Here is a 16,399-nt window from a genome sequence, read left to right as displayed (position 1 = left end):
AAAATTAACGGAGGCGCCTTTTTACCCTAACGGATTATGCTGGCGTTGAAAGTAAACGTAGCGTCAAGCCTCGCAGGGTGCGCAGGCGAACACTGCGCCTGTGTAATACCTCCCTGTACGCCTTTCCCTGCGTACTTTCACAACACACCGATATCAAAAAATGGATTACATAATATGAAAAAAGGAATCATGGCGGCGCTGACTGCGGCGGCATTTTTTTCTGGCGGCGCATCGGCGGATAATGCTCTTCTCACCCCTAATCCCAACCTCATTAACGAGGACATTGAAATCTACGATTTCGCTTATGGCGGCTCTGGATGCCCATCCGGCTCCGCGAGTGCGGTAATGTCTCCCGACTACTCCAAAATCAGTATGTTCTTCGACCAATATACTGCAGACTCCACCACCGCTGATTCCGGCCGCGTCCGGAAAAGCTGTAACCTGGGCGTCGCCGTTCGCGTGCCTCATGGCTTAACCGTAGCGTTGGTGGCGCTGGACTATCGTGGATACGTAGACAACGCGCCGGGCGCTTATGCATCGCTACAGGCGAGTTACTTCTTTGCGGGCGAGTCCGTGGGCTCACGCCTGAACAAAGAGTGGATGGACCCGGAAAATCCGGTTGTAGAGGACTTCCTGGTCGAAGATAACTTCCGTATTGGCTCCATTTCCTGGTCACCCTGCGGGGAAGACGCGATTATTCGCGCAAATACCAGCATCAAAGCCTATAAAGCGGCGGATGGCGGCAAAGCGGAGATCCAGCTGGATACAGTCGACGCCTCTTCCAAGATTGAGTATCAATTGCAGTGGGATACCTGCCAGCAGCCTTGAGAGCGCTTGCGGAACATAACGCTGGATAAGCGCGGTTTCTGGTATTAGAAGATCAGGAACGAATTGATCCGCCCGGGGCGAAACTGCAGGAGCAGACTTTCGCCCCGGGCGGTCTTGCCTATGGCTCATCAGAATGAACGTGACGGCCAATGCGACGGCTAGTACGGGATTTTATGGGGACAGTAACGGACTTTAAGGGAAAAGCTTGTAACCGCTTTTTCTTCTGGCGCGAAATATTTTTCTCAACTCTTCCTTGAGATGATCTGGATTATTGCAGTAAATGGGTTTACAGCTTCCGTTGCGCGCATCCAGTTTGCCGGACACGCACAGAATCTCCAGGCGGCCGAACAGGTCCCGTTGAATGCTGGCCCGGTAAAATCGACGTTGTTTCGGGTGTTCCCATCGAATCATCTTAAATACTCTAGAGTCGGTTATATTCGGCGGATTTGTATCGGCGACATTCGCCGGATGTGCATAATCTTTCCCTTTACGCATCATCGGCGCCGCTCCGATATCCGGCTGATCTGAGCCTGACGTCGCTTGCGGACAAGGCTCATCAACGCAACTGAGGAGCGTTCCCAACATGGTCCTGTCTATGGACCATGAAAAGGGTTGCGGAGTTTATCTAAACCGGGGCGAAAAAGACACCCTCTCAACGCTTAAACCGCTTAATTTTTATTTGCTTCGGTTGATTTTTAAACAGCCTGTCAGTCACTTCAGCAAAGGGACAATAGCTCAATACCAATAGCCATGCCAATACCGTTTTGGCCGATTGGCGCGCGCCTTCAACAAGTCCTGTGGATAGACCTCTGAGTTGGAAATTACCAGACTTTCCCCTGGACTTTGCTGCATCAGATCAAGCAGGCGCTGGATTCTCTTTTCAGTCGGTGGATGCGTCCTGAACAGGGAAGGCTGAGACTCCCCACGCCCCGGTGTAAAGATGCGTTCCACCCAGCTTCCCAGCCGTTCCTCAATGGTGCGTAAGGCGGAGGCCAGCCCAGCAGGGTCTCCGGTCAATTGAGCCGCTGTGGCGTCAGCCAGGTATTCGCGGGTGCGCGACAGACCCAATTGCAGCAGTGAGAGAAGGAAAGGATAAAGGAGCAGAATCAAAATGATTACCCAATCGACGGACATCGCACCCAACCAGATCAGCGGAAGGTTGATCAGCAGTAAAAACTGACCAATATGAGTCAGCAGAAACACCAACCGACTGATACTGTCGGCAATCATCATGACTCGCACGTCGCCATTGCGAATATGTGCGATCTCATGCGCCAACACTCCTGCCAGTTCCCGCTGAGAAAGAGAGTGCAGTAGGCCCTGCGAAACCACAATCGCAGCGTTGCCCCTGTCTCCTATGGCAAAGGCGTTCAGAACACCGCTGGGCGCAATGTAAACCTTGGGCGTATTCGATAGCTCCGCGCGTTCGCTCAGAGCCTGAATCAATCGATATAATCCTGGAGCCTCGGCGAAAGGCAGATATTGCGCTTTGTAGGCGCGAATCAACATGTCCGGGGCCAGCTTCGGCGTAACTAATAGCGAGACGATGACAACGCCAGCCAGAGCATAAGCCGCCATCGCCCCAAAAAACCAACTCGCCAATATCCAGGCAAGAAAACTCATCCCGCCAAGAATCAGCACGGAGTGAACGGCATTAGTTATCCGGTGTCGTTTAATCCGCCAACTGTCAACAGAAAGCACTGCAACGCCTCCTATTTATAGCGAACCGTTAATTAACTTGAGAGCCTTACCTATATATCAGGATGACAAAGCAGAATGAAAAGTCCCGTGATAGAAAAACAGACGACGAAGATAGAATAAGGCGCAATGCAAATGGGGACTGGAAAAGCGCTCTTGAAATCGGGTAAAGTACGCCCCATATTACGATCATCGGGGACGACTTGGTTTCGACGCCGGTTACAAACCCTGAGGTGCATGTCGAGTGGACAGTAACACTCGTACTCCAATTACTGTAAAAAATAGTCGCAAACGACGAAACTTACGCTCTAGCAGCCTAAGGGCTCTAGCACTCATGCCAAGGTGCTTGTACCGCGGTTTTTATGAGTGTCACCCATAACAAGCTAGCCTGTGCAGCTGCTCCAGTTGTACACGCGAAACTTCAGGAGATCGCCTTTTACACCCTGCCCTTCGGGTCGTAACGGGTTAACTGAATAGAGGGTCCTAAGCATGTAGAGCCAATGGCAGAGGACTGGCGGACGCGGGTTCAATTCCCGCCGTCTCCACCAAATTTGAAAGGCCAACCTTCCCGGGTTGGCCTTTTTTATTGCCTGCTCCCGCGTACTGCCGCAGGTTCCTGCGGGTTCTCGCGGACTTGGCGAGTCACCTCAAAACCGTGTATTTGCCCCTATTTCGCTCTCTCCCGGCCATTTCTCTCTCCACTCTCACTCTCCGCCAACCTTGAAGTCCGCGACTTTCTAAAATAACTTTTCCTTTATAAACAGCTAGTTACATGGCGGACCAATCGAGTGGTTTGATTGCGGCATTGGGTGGGGAGAAGAATCAGGACTGGTTTGGAGCGAAGAAAGCGATAGACGCAGTGGGATGCATCTGGCTGTGATCCATGCGCTTTTTGTGGCGTTTCCACACCATACTCTTTTAGTCCAACATATTTTTGGCTGAAAACTAAGTTCTCAGATGGAATATGTGAGGAAGGAAAATGGGAATGTATTCCGTGACAAAACAGGAAAATAGACGATAGTAGAGCCCTGCTTTAGACGTACAATATTTACCAAAGGCAAAGCAACTCAGCCAAAGCGTAATGTAATTACCAGAGCTATTTCTGCTGCAAAGTGTGAACTCTGTGTTGTATTTATATACAGAAAATTGGCAATAAGTCAAGAAAGTTGCACGCTTTGCCGTACCGAATGGCTCGGTTTTCCGATGATGCTGTTCTGAAAAGTGCTTTGATTCAAGAAGTTGGGATCTGGCTTGTTGTGATAACGAGCCCCCAAGAAAGTGTATATGCGCACGCACGGTTTTTAGAAAATGAGATGGTTTTACTTTTCGTTTTTTTACACTGGAATCAGTGAGCTGGAGGGGATATCTTCGAAGTCTTGAAATTGAAAAACGCGCATGCGCGATATACAAATGTTATGTTACAAAAATATGACTGACCAACGATGCGATAATTTAATAAACGAATATCCAGAAATAGATTTTGGGAGTCTTAGAGTTTATGGTATAGCGACTGGAGATATAACTCAAAACTACGGGTGGGGTGAAAAATACGAATTTAAAACTAATCCCAACCCAACAAAAGGAGTTATGTGTAGTTCGCTTTTGAGAGGTTATGTGTCGCACTATAAATTATTGAACAATGGCACATTAATCTTAGAATGTTTTGAATATCCTCTAGATAAGAACCAAAAGCCAGATATTGTTAATGAAGAATTAGAAGGTAATTTCTGGGTGGTGATGAAAGAAAGATTTAGAGGCGAGCGTACTTATGTACCATTTCGTTCTGGTAAGGTTGTATCTAATAAAAGCGAGTGGGTGAATGAGAAGAGGTAACATAACAATGCCATCAAACGCGACGCCAAAAAGCGGTGCGCTTTATGGCAGACGTTATACGCAAAAGGAGATCGAGTGATATTCCCAGATGACATTGCTACTTGGCTCAAAATAATTGGGGCGCTGAGCACAGCTATCGGCTCAATCCTTCTGGCGTGGCGTGTTAAGGCAATTCTCAAGTGGGTGGTGTGCGGTCTCGTAGCCCATGAGCAATCCCTTACTCAAGTTCGCCGAATTTTGAACAATGAGCAACAAGCCGAACCAATGGTTGAGGGCGTAACAAAGCATCTATTGGATATCGAAAGCAAGCTGGGCGTCATCTTGCTGATCGCGGGCTTTCTTTTTCTTGCTGCCGGTATGCTGGCAACAGCGGCATCGTTCTTCTTTGGGGGCGGCAGTGCAAGCGTATAACAAGCACATCAAACTCGCTCCCTTCGGTCGCCGGACGCTCGCAAGCTCGCGCCGTTTATGTGAGCGTTAAATGTCTATGAGTATCGAAGATCAAAGTTCAGTTGACGTAATTGGAGTAAATGAAAGCGGCGTCGTAGTGCTTACGATTTCAGATCATCTAAAATGGGATGATGAGCATCTATATCTACTCCAAGAAAAAATTAATACTTACTTAGCATTCATCGAGTCTGGCGAAGTGTATGAAATTTATCCAGATTCAAAGGGTAAAGAACTAAAAATTAATGTGGTGTGCAAATATGAACCAAGCCTTACAGCTTTGAAGTTCCTATCACAGTGCGCCACTGTTATTAATCAAGCAGGTTTCCAGTTTGGTCACGAAGTCTACATTTAACAAGGCCAAGGAGCATCGCCAGCAAAGCTGGCTGGACCTCGCTACGCTCGGCCGCTGTTGGCGGCGTTATGTATTTAAGGAGTAGATTTTGAATAAGGTAGTTTATATTCCGGCTTATTTTGAGCCCGTTGGAAAAAACAAAACTGTTAAGGTTCCTACTGGAGAAAAAAAGAAAGGTTTCTTTGGTGGAGAAAAAGACGTCACTAAAAAAGAAACTCAGTGGGAGCAAACTGGCTGGTCTGACTGTCGAATTGACGGAGAGCGTTTAGCCAATGACTTGGCAGAGGTTGTTTGTGGACTAAATAACGAAGGGTATGAAGTCGTATCTGTAACTCCTGTTACCTCTGGTGCTTATGACTGGAACTACCAGCTTCAATCCGGCGGTGCAGGCAATAACGGCTACGGTGGTTATGGTTATGGTTATGGCTACGGATATAGCTTCACCAACAGCCTGATTGTTACAGCCAAAAAGAGTGCATAACAAAGCCAGCCAGAGGGACTGCCAAACCGCCGCTTGGCTCTGGTTTGTCAGCCCCTCTGGCGGCGCTAGGGTTATATGAAAAAACCAAATTCGATTTTGACAGAATTATTGATATTCCTTTCTATACTGGTGATAGGGGCTTTAATCGTTACGACCGGGCCTGTAGAGAATATATCTGCAGAGTGCAAAAGGACATTAAATGTAATAGGTTTGTGGTTTCAATTGTTTGGCGCAATTACAATTTCTTTTGAGTTCTTACGGGGCCCATTGGCTCGTGAGCAAAGAAAGGACTTTGAAGCGAAGAGATCGCAACGAGCAAGTGATTTCGAGGTAATACGGAAGAATCGAGATACAGCAGAAAGGATGCGTAAGATTGATGCCTTTATGAAACAGGGATTTCAATTAAACAGAGTGTATTTTTCGGTCAATAATTTTAATGTGACTGTGCGCCTAATGTATTGGTTAGGGTTGGTATCTATATGTTTAGGGTACTTGCTTCAGTTGGTTATATCGTGATTATTCACCCTAACAAATTAAAGCAAACCGACGCGCAAAATTCGCGCGCAGTTGTTTAAGGCGTTATGTTTTCTCACAATTCAATATGAGCTGACGTAGGTCGATAAATTGAAGATAGCATTGGCAATATTTCTAATAATGGCGATGACTATATTGCTTGAACTCGGTTACGAGAAAATTTTGGGTAAATCGAGAACCTACGACAACGAGGATACGATGGAAGCAATGTCCAATAGTGGTGAAAAAACTACATTAAGGCTAATTGGCTTTGGGGTGCTCTCAATTTTTGTGGTGATGGGCTTATCAAACATAATAATGATATAGGGTAAAAACTACACTAGTTCATTCTATGTAGGTTCGTACAAATGGCGTTTTCTTATTATTTATCAAAAAACATAACAAGGCGGTAAAGTATACTCCGGCTGCAAAAACCGCAGCCTGCGCGGGACGTGCTACGCGTTGCTTCGCACGCTCCTTACCTTGGCGTTATGCGCTGTGCGTAATATCTGATAAAGAAGATGAAAGAATTAGAAACTATATTGGAAGAGATTAAATCAGGCAAGATTCTTGGGGAAGAAATGTTCTTTGAATCTGATCTGGATTCAGTATTGGATATTAGAGATGAACCTGAGTTCGAAGAACGTTGGATGAAGGTCTATGAAAATATTAAAGGCGAATTCAAAGCGGAAAACTTTACTCCAGAGCAGTTAAGCTTAGTGGAAAGCTTGAGAAAGGAATCATTTCTTGCAGTTAGTAAATCATCTGGTCAGCATGAAATTTCATCATACATTTCGGATGATTTTGAGCTAATCGGAAAGGCCGCATTATTGAATAGGAGGTTTGAATTTCTAGATCAAATGCTAGAGAAATATCGAAATGGAGGTTTAATCTGAGAGATGGAAAAAATCATAGTAAAAGCTGAGTTTATTGAAGCTATCGAAGAAGAATTCACTCCAGACTTTAAAGTTGTTGGCATTTACTTTGGTGAAGGTGATCCAGAAAATAGTGGACAACATTGGAATTTCACACAAAGTATCGGAGATGATGATGATGATGATGAAGGTGTATGCACTGTAAAAGAAGTTCAGCAAGCTACTGTCTATGGTGGGATTACAGAGTTTACGATGGACTGTCGAGGTCTGGTCTGTAAATTTGATGAAAGTGCATGCCAACAAACAGGTGTAAATGAATTAGAAATTCAATATAACTTAAATCATAAAAAATGGGATGAACTTTGTACAATGGCAAAACGTGTGTTTGTTGGGGCTCCATACTTTACTGTTAATGAAGTATTTAAGCCCTAATGCATTCAGCACAGTTAAAGTACCAAGTAATGCCTAACAAGCGCCTGCAATCCGACCTCCGGTATTTGAGGCGGGCGTTAATCTCTCAAGGGTAGATTCTGCAATTCTCCCTATCCAGCCATATCGGTTTCAGTTCCTTAATCTGATTAGATAACCACTTTGGTGACCTGCGTGGACGTTATGTGGATAGTACTACCCGGGTTTTATAGGCAGGGCTTCTTATTGCATGTCCATCTGCATCTTCTTCGACAGGCCCTATTGCTAACCAGAGTTTTTTTCGAATGGGAAGTCGTAAATGATGCTCTGGGTCATTCTCGATAGAAAGCTTTGCGTGTTCCAGTAATTGTTTCATCTACTCGATCTCTGTTGCGCGTCATCTTGAACAGAACCCACAATAGCATAACAATATTCGAAGTTAGGGAGCTGGACTTTGATGGATTAAAGAGTTCTTGTCGTATCCATAAATTAATTGCATCTTAAATCATGAGATTATTAATCTATTAGAAATAGGGTCGCGGCGAATCATGATAGTAACCACTTTTGAATCAGGTGTATCGACTGGGGCGCTCAGTTGTGCGCGAATATATCCTGAATATTGATAGGAGGCTGTCGATACCTTGGGAAAAGCGTAATTATGACGTATGCGACTTGGGCCAACTGGGACCACTTTGAATTCTCCCCAAAGTTTACTCATCTCGGATAGAGTAACATCTAGCTTAGGAGACAAGTGGAGTTCTAAATATTCTACCCTTGAGGGATTTTTCTCTGTGCGGAATGATATGCTACCAGAGTCAAAATTGATGTTGGCGGGTTTAAAGTTAGCGCTGCCTAAAGATATGAAGTCCTCTCTCATTTCTGTGGATATTAGCGCTAAAAACTCATGGGAGCTGTATTTTCCCATAAGATACTGGTCTACAATTTCCTCTATTTCTCTTAATATGCACATATTGAGCTACCCTGATAGTATATTTAGATAATAAGCAGGTGAGTCAATTACCAAAGTTTGCGTACTTTTGCGCCTGTAGCCCATGCGTCAGCTTCTTCTGGAAAGTTTTGATATCGTTTACGATAACTCATCCTGGCTTTAGGTCAATGTCATCAACTTAAGACCAAGAATATAGCTCAAAGCGGTTGAAGGCAGCGGCAAGATGCGCTTCTGCTTACAATCTCGGGCGACCATGGTTCCTGATGATCTGTATCATAAGTGTGTTTCTCAGCCAGTTCCCCTTGGAGCTGGACTAAAGGGCATTTGAAGGCTTGGCTGCATGATTTCAAGCACTGAATATTTCTTCAGCTAGTTCAACTATTTTTTCTTTTATATCGAATATTTCTTCTTGCTCTTTTTCAGAGTACAGCGAGTATGCTCTTTCAAATGGAGTCGATATATCTATAAACACCATGGCGAGCTCTTTGGGTACGAGCCTGCTATTTTTATATATGTCCGTCAAATATTCCATGGCCTCAAACAGCTTTTTGACAAGCTCTCGGTCAATGCCTTCCCTTAGATTTAACTTAACAGGGATGCTGTCCTCAGCATAAAGACAGGCTTTGATGGTTTCTATGGCTTCATTCTCAGTCATATCAAGCCGAGTTAACTAAAATCCTGGTTAAACACTATGCTTAGCCACCGGACTCGCAGAGTGCAGTGGCTAATGGCTACACACCAAATAAAGCACCTTCGATACAATGCTCTTTTTACCAGTAGCCTATGTCGCTATTTTACCAAGCTCATAAAAAGCGATATCAGTAAAACCCTTGACTTGCAGATGTTGTTTCACACTTTCATGCGCTATCAGCATGTTGGTGGACTCCGCCAGGCGAAAAAAGTTGTGCCCGTTGGTTCTTTCTGGGTCTACAACCAAGCGGTCAAAGTCCACATCATACAAAGTCGAATTGGTAGGGCCATGCGCCGTAACAATGGATCTTTTCATATCTGCGGCAGAGACCAAGCTAACAATATTCACCACTTTGTAGTGTGTATAGACTTGGTCGCTGTCGGGGTCAGTTAGCTCAAGATCGTAAGCATCAAGGCTATCAACCCCACACTCTCGTAGTGCGGCAATCAGCTCGTCACTGAAAATCGGAGCTGCTGCGCGAAAAAAAGAAGGCATATGATGTGAATCATCTGCGGAGTGCGGGTTGTATGGGCTAAGCGTGAACCTCAAAGGATTAGGAGGAGGCACGGTAAGCGCCATCCCTATTCTCCAGTAGAACCAGTCTACTTCAGGAATGTCTCCTCGCCTCTTCTGTATCCATCTACCGATGCAATCACGATCGAATGCGTAATACATTTGCTAATTCCAATAAGCTCGCAACCTATAGCGCAACCTTACTAGGCTCATAGAATGCAAGATCGGTAAACCCCTTAGCCAGCAAGTGCTGCCTAACCTTGTCGTGAACGATAAGTGCGTTGGTCGACTCGGCTAACCGGAAAAAGTACTTTCCTCCAGCCTTTGATGGGTCCACAACCAAGCTATCAAAATCCACATCATAAAGAGGTGGACTACCTGAGTCGTGAACTATCGCAGTTGATTTTTGCATGTCGGCTGCAGAAATAAGGCCAATGATATTTACAACCTTATAGTTGGAATATACTGCTCCATTATCCGGGTCTGTAATCTCAGTATTATAAGCTTCTAAATTATCGACACCACACTCCTCCAGCGCTTCAATTAGGTCATCTCTAAAAATAGGGGCAGATGCATCCAGGAATGATGGTAGGTATGGCGAATGATCCCATACATCTGGGCTGCATGGTTTTAAAGTAAACTTAAGTGGATTAGGAGGCGGAGAAGGAAGTACCGCCCCCTTGCGCCAGAAGTACCAGTCGACCCCAGGGATATCGCCGCGCGGGCTCTTAATCCATCTCCCAGGGCAGTCACGATCAAATACGTAATACATTTTCTAATCCCAATGTTCCTATACCTTATAGAGCAACCTTACTAGGCTCATAGAATGCGAGATCAGTAAAACCTTTAGCCAGTAAGTGCTGCTTAACCTTTTCGTGAACGATAAGTGTGTTGGTCGACTCGGCTAACCGGAAAAAGTATCTTCCTCCAGTCTTTGATGTGCCATTAATCAAACTATCAGTATCCACTTCATTGAGTGAAGGTTCATCTGACTGCTGCATGTCAGCTGCAGCAATTAACCCTACAATATTGACTACTTTATAATTGGTATATGTTTGCCCATTATCAGGATCGAATAGATCCAGATTATAAGTTTCAAGATTCTCAACACCGCATTCTTGTAATGCAGCTATTAGCTCGTCGCTAAAAATTGGGGCTGATGCACGAAAGTAGGATGGCATATGGTGCGAATCATCTGCCGAATGTGGATTAAATGCTTCCAAGGTAAACTTTAACGGATCTGGCGGCAGATCTGGAAGGACAGCTCCTTTTCTCCATGAAGACCACTTAATACCGGGGATACCGCCTCTGGGTTGATCAATCCACCTGCCTTTACAGTTTCTCCTGAATCCGTGGCCCCGTCAGTAATATTAACCTTTAACACACTGAAAATGATGGCAAAATATCCCCATCGTCCTTTCACCCAGTAAGCGCTATGTCCCGAATTCATCTACGCTCCAGCCACAAGACCCTAACCAGCCATGCCGGCCTGGCCCTAATTGGCGATTGCCTGTCCCTGTCGCATATTGATGCTCTTGACGGGCGCTTTCCCACCAGCCGAGGTATGAAGACCAGCGATTTGATCAAGTGTTATGTTGGCCTGTTATGCCTGGGCCAGAGCGACTTTGAGGCGATAACCAATCGCCGTGCGGACCCGGCCTTCCGCAAACTGCTCAAAGTGGGAAAGGTTCCCAGTAGTGAGTGGTTACGCCAACGCCTTGAACAGTTGGCCGAGAAAGGTTTGTCAGAGCATCTGCCCGGCTCCAGTGTGGAGCTGTTGAAAGGGGCTGAGGCTCTGGTCAGCCTGGAATCAGGCGCGGCAGCCGGTTATGTGTGCCTGGATATTGACACCTTTGTGATGGACAACAGCGATACCCGCAAAGAAGGCGTGTCACGCACCTATCAACAAGTGGATGGATATACGCCGATAGCGGCCTATCTGGGGAATGAAGGCTGGTGTCTGGATCTGGAGCTGCGTCCGGGCAAGCAACACAGCGTGAAGGACAGCGACGGCTTTATGCGGCGAGTGTTGCCACGGGCCAAGCGGCTGACCACGGAGCCCCTGCTGATTCGGCAGGACAGTGGCTTCTGCAGCCAGGAGTATCTTTGGGCTCTACGCCAGCAGCGAGAGCAGGCGTGGGAAGAGCAACGTCGGTTGGACTATATCGTCAAATGGAATCCCCGTAGTGAGGCCCGTGATATGGCCCTTTGGGTGCAATTGGCGGAGGGACGGTGGCGGGAGGTTCGCGAAGGTAAGCGGGAAGCCTTGTGGCTGGAGCACGTGGAATGTCGGCATGGAGGGAACAGCTGGGAAGAGCGTCGAGTCATTCGATTGGTGGAACGAACCAGTGATCGTCAGGGGCAACTTCTGCTGGAGCCGGAGTATGAACTGGAAGGCTGGTGGAGCACTCTGGAGCAGACGCCGGAGCAGATTATTAAGAGCTATCGAGCCCATGCGACCCATGAGCAATTCCACAGCGAGATTAAAAGTGACCTGGACCTGGAGCGATTACCTTCGGGGAAGTTTGCGGTGAACGACCTGGTGTTACGGCTGGCGATGCTGGCTTATAACTGTCTACGTCTGCTGGGGCAACTGGGGATGACCGGGACGTTGAGTCCGGTCCGACACCCGGCGAAACGGCGGCGCTTGAAGACGGTGTTACAGGAGTTCATGTACCGTGCGGCGCAACTGATCCACAGCGCCCGGCGTTGGATACTGGACTTTGGAGAGGGGTTCCGGGGATTGGAAGCCTTCATGATGGTGCAGGCGCACCTGAGGAGAGCGGCCTCGGGTTAGAGAGGGATTAAACAGAAGGATTCAACGAAAGAGTCGGCGGAGATGGCCGAGGGCTTCCCCTGTCCGGGCAGCCGAAAATGCCCCAATAAGAGCTGGTTTTGAGCGATGCTAAAGAGCTAAAGCAGGGGGAGAGATAGAGAAGTTGGCTCGGTGCTGATCGAAAATCAGGGCGCCAGGGGTCGGGAAAGCGTTGGCGGCAAATCACACCACGGATTCAGGTTTCTGTCAAAGACGTAGTACATCCGCTCTCTCCCAGAGTTAACCCTTTTTCACGCCACCATACTCTAAAAGTATATGAAGGAAGAGCTGCCAACGATGATATGAGTCCCCACCAATATTACGCCAACTTTTCCTCCTAACTGAGGATGATAATAAGTTGGCGTAGTTGCCGAGCCTGGCTGACTTCAAATGCTCAAGTTCGCAGGCTAAACACCAAATAAAGTGCCCTCGATACAGTATTTAGGCAGGTAATCCGACTCGACAGTCAAGTCGTTCCCTGCGTCAAACCACTGTACAGCCATCCCCAGGAGTTCCATTGGGATAAAGCTTTGAACTGGGGCTACGTCTTCTTCACATCGTGCTTCAAAGAATTCGATAAGAGCTTTAAGGTTTTTCTCTAAGACTTCATTAAAATCCAGGCCAAGATTGGTTGCCAGGGCCAGCAATAGCTCAATCTTACCCATTGTTATATCCAGTGCTTTATCACTACCTTCTGCAACGGCCAGCTCTGACGCCTTATTAATCAGCGGAACAAAATCATCGCGTCTGAAATGAAAACTCTGCAAAGCCTCCACTAATACATACTCTGCTTCAATACTTTTTGTTGCGCTTGAGCGCAACAGACTTAAGGGGAAAGAAGCTAAGCTATTCATACTTTCTCTATCGCGCGCGACTACTGCGGTGAAGTAAGCTTCTTGCCAGCGTTCAGGAAAAATTCTGCCATTTTCTACAATGCCGGCGCCATTGAGCTGCGCTTCCCCACAACCTGATAGTGATATATCAATAGTGGTGTCTGGATTTTGCGCTAATGTAAAATAAGCAGCATATGCCTTTGCTGAGAGCTTGATGGCTTCAGCCCCGGCTTGATCATATGAACTATTGTCCAGTAGGGTTATTTCCCGCGCTTTCGCCAAAGACTCTTGAGCAACGCTAAGTACATTGTCGCTCTTCCTATATAAATTCTTACACCCATTTCTCATCAACCGATCAGCGCCGTCAATGTATTCAATAACCCAATCTTGGCGCATAGTAGCTTGTCTTTTGTTTTTAATCATAATTCCCACTTAAATATCATTATCTAGAATAGATTTAAGCTTTAATTTATCTATTTGATACTCAGAGACCTTTACACTATCCACAGCGGAAGGGTCATTCTCAATAGGGGTTTGCACTCTAAAATAGCGAATGGATTTGTCATCCTGAGAAGCAAACTTTATTGCTCGTGCTGCATAGACTTCTTTCCTTATTGCGCTATTCTTTTCATCAGAAAAGTTTGATGACACGCGCTTACTCGCCATACTCTGAGTTACGTTAGCAGCATACTCCGTAGTCCCTTGCTCGTAGTCAATACCGTTGATGTTCCGAGTACCGGTTGTTCCGCCTGCGCCCTTGGCTTCGATGATAATGATTTCACCCGCATCGTTCTGGTAAACCATGTCGAAATTCCCTGAGAGCGAGGGAGCGTTTTCGATATCCTCTGGGTGGATACGCTTGAAATCCGGGAATTCTTTTTGGACATGGACATCGGCGTATAGCTCGCCAATTTTTCCTGATACGGCAGCGACATTTTTGCTGTTGTATTCGGTCATATCCCAGTCGGAAGGCTTTAAGTCTTCCACTTTCTTACCAAGCTTCTTCGCGGCTTCTTCCTTGAGCGCTTTTCTTTCATCTCGTAGCGTGTCGCGTTCGGCTAGAAGTGCATTAAGGCTCGCAGCGTAGGGATGATTATCCGGCAAGCTCATGTCGTAGGCTGTAATCTCTGTGGAGACGGCCTTGATCGCGTTCTTTTCAACAGAACAGATTTCCTTTCCATTGGCTTTCGCCTTGTCTATGGGCTCTCCATCAACAACCACCGCATGTACGAACTCTTCTGAGGACAATTGCTTTTTAGCTGGGTACTTAACTGCATTTTTCCGAGTTAGCGTGATCTTATCTTCATCAAGATCAATATCGTCGTCGGTAAAGGTATACTCCGGTCGACTACTTTCACCGGTTTTCAGCAGTACCGTCGTGGGGCTGTTCTCGGTTGGCTTGCCATCTTCCAGTACTTTCTTGACCGCAGATTTGTGATCATCTGAAAGCGCCGACATATGCGGCTCAATGAATTTGTCCACTTTGCTCGTCTGTGCGCCAGACTGAGGGCAGTTGCCCGCCAGGGAGCTTACATGCAGGTCATCCGCGCCATTTAGGCTGTTATCAGTCATGCTTCCAACTTCCCATCCATCATGGACTGTCGCCCACTGTAGTAGTAAAGAGCCTCTAATCGAAGGCTGATATTCCCCAGCTCGGAGTTCTCCAGATAGTCCGTTCTAATCCATTTCTGGCTATCGTCCTGGAGGAAGCCCCAACCAAACAGGATACAAGCGTTAATAAAGTGATAGGCGTCTTGCCGGCTTTTAGCGCCAAGTTGATGCATCTGGGAAATGGCGGCATCGACGAGCCTGAACAGCTGGTCTGGCGCAATAGATTTAAGTCGGTCGGGATACTTTTCCAGAAATGTTGTCGCCATCTTTCGTACGAACTCTCGACGGACAGCGTGTGTAAACTGCTCACACTGATCCTGGCGTATTTTGAGAAGGCTATCTGTTGTCCCAGAGCTTGGCTGTTCTGACGGGTCGTAGACGCTTGCGTGTGAGTCTGATCCGTCAACATTTCTCGAAATAAACTGCAGCTTTCCCTGTTTACGCTGAAATATGCTGACCTTTTCTGGCGTGTCGCCCTCCATCTAGAAAACGCCGGTGTCGCCCATAATGCGATTGAGTTGCGCCGAATCGCTGAGTGGCAGCAGCACTCTCATATAGCGCGGATCGCAGTAGCGAAAGTACCAGTTCTCGTTATTGGGGCCACGGACTTTTGCAAGACGTCGGAAGTGCTGAACAAGTTCCGTCATGGGTTTATTGCTGGCTAAAAAAATACACCAGCTGTTGCCCCAGCCTTCCTGAAATAACCATTGGGTGAACGGATCACTGCCTAACTCGACGATGTGGGGAGACGCAGCTTTTAACGTTTCTCCAATCCCGTGCCAAAAGAGCGTCGAGCTGTCACAGGAGCTTTTGGTTATTTGCGGATAAATGCGCTCGTCAATGGCGCAGTCGACTAACGCGTAGTAATGACGAAAGCCGGGGCAATGTTCTTTGAAGCATTGCAAACTAGAGGTGTCCAACATAAAACTATCCTATCCCTCGCCCCTCACACGATAAGTGAGTGACCACGGCAAATCTCTTAAGTAAACAGAAATCAGAATTTTTGATTATCGTCGTCGTCCCCAAACATCAAGTGAGCCATTGCTATGGGGTCATAATCAGGATCGAATTTATGCACCTTCTTAGGCACGATGACAGGCGATTTTAAATAGTCGTCTTCTCCCATTTCTTTTAGCCATGCATTCCATTCGTGCGAGCTAATCTTAAGGTCGACATCGTTGGCGTCAAAGAGATCTAATCGAGCCAAGTCTTCATCAATACTTGGAAAGTTGAAGTCTAACGACACCAGATAATCAATAAATATACTGGGTAGCAATAGATCGTGCTTCTCGACATAGTGATAAAGGCCCTCGGGCCAGATCCATTTACCATCCGTCATCTCTGAGCAGCCAAGTACGCTCGTTTCTGAGTCTTCGCATTCAAAGCGACAACGTGCGTATCCAAGCCAAGCATTGCAGCGTGCGCCACTCTTCAAGTAACTAACGATTTTTTCCTTATCTGAGCCTATATCTCCACATAGAAAGCTCGGAGTTACGCCGTTTTCGTAGCTATTCGACCAGAAGCCAAGCACTTTCAAGTTGATAGCCTT

General features: G+C 46.7%; 20 protein-coding genes and 1 other RNA gene. 9 read left to right on the top strand and 12 right to left on the bottom strand.

What is annotated here, in order from left to right; translation table 11 throughout:
- The first annotated feature begins 174 nt into the window (after window positions 1-174).
- Entirely contained in the window at window positions 175-828 is a 654-nt protein-coding gene (locus EUZ85_RS08030) for a DUF4360 domain-containing protein (protein ID WP_241566990.1), read from the top strand.
- Between the two features lie 192 nt (window positions 829-1,020).
- Here EUZ85_RS08030 and EUZ85_RS08025 read toward each other — a convergent pair whose 3' ends face one another.
- Together EUZ85_RS08025 and EUZ85_RS08020 are read right to left on the bottom strand one after the other, a co-directional pair.
- On the bottom strand, window positions 1,021-1,239 hold the full coding sequence (locus EUZ85_RS08025) for a WGR domain-containing protein (RefSeq protein ID WP_127968804.1): 219 nt from the start codon (window positions 1,237-1,239) through the stop codon (window positions 1,021-1,023).
- Between the two features lie 324 nt (window positions 1,240-1,563).
- A complete protein-coding gene (locus tag EUZ85_RS08020; protein WP_127968803.1) occupies window positions 1,564-2,529 on the bottom strand; it encodes a zinc metalloprotease HtpX in 966 nt (321 codons plus the stop codon).
- A gap of 191 nt (window positions 2,530-2,720) precedes the next feature.
- Between EUZ85_RS08020 and ssrA the strand changes: the two genes are divergently transcribed.
- The 7 genes from ssrA to EUZ85_RS07985 all read left to right on the top strand — a co-directional run bounded on the left by ssrA (window position 2,721) and on the right by EUZ85_RS07985 (window position 7,462).
- Window positions 2,721-3,074: a transfer-messenger RNA gene (ssrA, locus tag EUZ85_RS08015) on the top strand.
- An 847-nt stretch (window positions 3,075-3,921) separates the two neighbouring features.
- Window positions 3,922-4,359: a hypothetical protein gene (locus tag EUZ85_RS08010; protein WP_127968802.1), complete on the top strand. Its 438-nt coding sequence runs from the start codon at window positions 3,922-3,924 to the stop codon at window positions 4,357-4,359.
- A gap of 75 nt (window positions 4,360-4,434) precedes the next feature.
- The gene (locus EUZ85_RS08005; protein WP_127968801.1) at window positions 4,435-4,770 is read left to right on the top strand and encodes a hypothetical protein; all 336 of its coding nucleotides are present in this window, start codon (window positions 4,435-4,437) and stop codon (window positions 4,768-4,770) included.
- Between the two features lie 76 nt (window positions 4,771-4,846).
- Window positions 4,847-5,161 carry a DUF6572 domain-containing protein gene (locus EUZ85_RS08000; protein WP_127968800.1) on the top strand — a complete coding sequence of 105 codons (315 nt, stop codon included), beginning with the start codon at window positions 4,847-4,849 and terminating at the stop codon, window positions 5,159-5,161.
- An 88-nt stretch (window positions 5,162-5,249) separates the two neighbouring features.
- Window positions 5,250-5,642, top strand: coding sequence for a hypothetical protein (locus EUZ85_RS07995; RefSeq protein WP_127968799.1), 393 nt, complete (start codon window positions 5,250-5,252; stop codon window positions 5,640-5,642).
- Between the two features lie 1,034 nt (window positions 5,643-6,676).
- Window positions 6,677-7,051: a hypothetical protein gene (locus EUZ85_RS07990; RefSeq protein ID WP_127968798.1), complete on the top strand. Its 375-nt coding sequence runs from the start codon at window positions 6,677-6,679 to the stop codon at window positions 7,049-7,051.
- Between the two features lie 3 nt (window positions 7,052-7,054).
- Window positions 7,055-7,462: a hypothetical protein gene (locus EUZ85_RS07985; protein WP_127968797.1), complete on the top strand. Its 408-nt coding sequence runs from the start codon at window positions 7,055-7,057 to the stop codon at window positions 7,460-7,462.
- A 481-nt stretch (window positions 7,463-7,943) separates the two neighbouring features.
- Here EUZ85_RS07985 and EUZ85_RS07980 read toward each other — a convergent pair whose 3' ends face one another.
- The 5 genes from EUZ85_RS07980 to EUZ85_RS07960 all read right to left on the bottom strand — a co-directional run bounded on the left by EUZ85_RS07980 (window position 7,944) and on the right by EUZ85_RS07960 (window position 10,814).
- Window positions 7,944-8,408 carry a hypothetical protein gene (locus EUZ85_RS07980; protein WP_127968796.1) on the bottom strand — a complete coding sequence of 155 codons (465 nt, stop codon included), beginning with the start codon at window positions 8,406-8,408 and terminating at the stop codon, window positions 7,944-7,946.
- Window positions 8,409-8,733: 325 nt separating this feature from the next.
- Window positions 8,734-9,042: a hypothetical protein gene (locus EUZ85_RS07975; RefSeq protein ID WP_127968795.1), complete on the bottom strand. Its 309-nt coding sequence runs from the start codon at window positions 9,040-9,042 to the stop codon at window positions 8,734-8,736.
- Window positions 9,043-9,168: 126 nt separating this feature from the next.
- A complete protein-coding gene (locus EUZ85_RS07970; protein WP_241566989.1) occupies window positions 9,169-9,657 on the bottom strand; it encodes an imm11 family protein in 489 nt (162 codons plus the stop codon).
- A gap of 121 nt (window positions 9,658-9,778) precedes the next feature.
- Complete coding sequence (locus tag EUZ85_RS07965) at window positions 9,779-10,363, bottom strand: imm11 family protein (protein ID WP_127968794.1); 585 nt, start codon at window positions 10,361-10,363, stop codon at window positions 9,779-9,781.
- Window positions 10,364-10,388: 25 nt separating this feature from the next.
- On the bottom strand, window positions 10,389-10,814 hold the full coding sequence (locus EUZ85_RS07960) for a hypothetical protein (protein ID WP_246842225.1): 426 nt from the start codon (window positions 10,812-10,814) through the stop codon (window positions 10,389-10,391).
- Window positions 10,815-11,026: 212 nt separating this feature from the next.
- On the opposite strand from EUZ85_RS07960, the gene EUZ85_RS07955 reads away from it, so the two are divergent.
- Window positions 11,027-12,388 carry an IS1380 family transposase gene (locus tag EUZ85_RS07955; RefSeq protein ID WP_127968791.1) on the top strand — a complete coding sequence of 454 codons (1,362 nt, stop codon included), beginning with the start codon at window positions 11,027-11,029 and terminating at the stop codon, window positions 12,386-12,388.
- Window positions 12,389-12,813: 425 nt separating this feature from the next.
- Here the strand turns inward: EUZ85_RS07955 and EUZ85_RS07950 are convergent, their stop codons facing one another.
- The 5 genes from EUZ85_RS07950 to EUZ85_RS07930 form a co-directional block, all read right to left on the bottom strand.
- On the bottom strand, window positions 12,814-13,662 hold the full coding sequence (locus EUZ85_RS07950) for an immunity 49 family protein (protein WP_127968790.1): 849 nt from the start codon (window positions 13,660-13,662) through the stop codon (window positions 12,814-12,816).
- Window positions 13,663-13,671: 9 nt separating this feature from the next.
- On the bottom strand, window positions 13,672-14,811 hold the full coding sequence (locus EUZ85_RS07945) for a hypothetical protein (protein WP_127968789.1): 1,140 nt from the start codon (window positions 14,809-14,811) through the stop codon (window positions 13,672-13,674).
- Window positions 14,808-15,116: a hypothetical protein gene (locus EUZ85_RS07940; protein WP_127968788.1), complete on the bottom strand. Its 309-nt coding sequence runs from the start codon at window positions 15,114-15,116 to the stop codon at window positions 14,808-14,810. Before EUZ85_RS07940 ends, EUZ85_RS07945 begins: the two co-directional genes overlap by 4 nt.
- A gap of 216 nt (window positions 15,117-15,332) precedes the next feature.
- On the bottom strand, window positions 15,333-15,773 hold the full coding sequence (locus EUZ85_RS07935; RefSeq protein ID WP_127968787.1) for a DUF4123 domain-containing protein: 441 nt from the start codon (window positions 15,771-15,773) through the stop codon (window positions 15,333-15,335).
- A 71-nt stretch (window positions 15,774-15,844) separates the two neighbouring features.
- Window positions 15,845-16,387, bottom strand: coding sequence for a hypothetical protein (locus EUZ85_RS07930; protein ID WP_127968786.1), 543 nt, complete (start codon window positions 16,385-16,387; stop codon window positions 15,845-15,847).
- Window positions 16,388-16,399: the final 12 nt, after the last annotated feature.

Source organism: Hahella sp. KA22 (assembly GCF_004135205.1).
GTDB lineage: Bacteria > Pseudomonadota > Gammaproteobacteria > Pseudomonadales > Oleiphilaceae > Hahella.
This window is presented reverse-complemented; position numbering and strand designations above follow the sequence as displayed.

Bases quoted from the DNA above. Each gene is read 5' to 3' on its own strand.
- EUZ85_RS08030 (WP_241566990.1), top strand. From the start codon at position 175: ATGAAAAAAGGAATCATGGCGGCGCTGACTGCGGCGGCATTTTTTTCT.
- EUZ85_RS08025 (WP_127968804.1), bottom strand. From the start codon at position 1,239: ATGATTCGATGGGAACACCCGAAACAACGTCGATTTTACCGGGCCAGC.
- EUZ85_RS08010 (WP_127968802.1), top strand. From the start codon at position 3,922: ATGCGCGATATACAAATGTTATGTTACAAAAATATGACTGACCAACGA.
- EUZ85_RS08000 (WP_127968800.1), top strand. From the start codon at position 4,847: ATGAGTATCGAAGATCAAAGTTCAGTTGACGTAATTGGAGTAAATGAA.
- EUZ85_RS07990 (WP_127968798.1), top strand. From the start codon at position 6,677: ATGAAAGAATTAGAAACTATATTGGAAGAGATTAAATCAGGCAAGATT.
- EUZ85_RS07985 (WP_127968797.1), top strand. From the start codon at position 7,055: ATGGAAAAAATCATAGTAAAAGCTGAGTTTATTGAAGCTATCGAAGAA.
- EUZ85_RS07980 (WP_127968796.1), bottom strand. From the start codon at position 8,408: ATGTGCATATTAAGAGAAATAGAGGAAATTGTAGACCAGTATCTTATG.
- EUZ85_RS07975 (WP_127968795.1), bottom strand. From the start codon at position 9,042: ATGACTGAGAATGAAGCCATAGAAACCATCAAAGCCTGTCTTTATGCT.
- EUZ85_RS07970 (WP_241566989.1), bottom strand. From the start codon at position 9,657: ATGGCGCTTACCGTGCCTCCTCCTAATCCTTTGAGGTTCACGCTTAGC.
- EUZ85_RS07965 (WP_127968794.1), bottom strand. From the start codon at position 10,363: ATGTATTACGTATTTGATCGTGACTGCCCTGGGAGATGGATTAAGAGC.
- EUZ85_RS07955 (WP_127968791.1), top strand. From the start codon at position 11,027: ATGTCCCGAATTCATCTACGCTCCAGCCACAAGACCCTAACCAGCCAT.
- EUZ85_RS07950 (WP_127968790.1), bottom strand. From the start codon at position 13,662: ATGATTAAAAACAAAAGACAAGCTACTATGCGCCAAGATTGGGTTATT.
- EUZ85_RS07945 (WP_127968789.1), bottom strand. From the start codon at position 14,811: ATGACTGATAACAGCCTAAATGGCGCGGATGACCTGCATGTAAGCTCC.
- EUZ85_RS07940 (WP_127968788.1), bottom strand. From the start codon at position 15,116: ATGGCGACAACATTTCTGGAAAAGTATCCCGACCGACTTAAATCTATT.
- EUZ85_RS07935 (WP_127968787.1), bottom strand. From the start codon at position 15,773: ATGTTGGACACCTCTAGTTTGCAATGCTTCAAAGAACATTGCCCCGGC.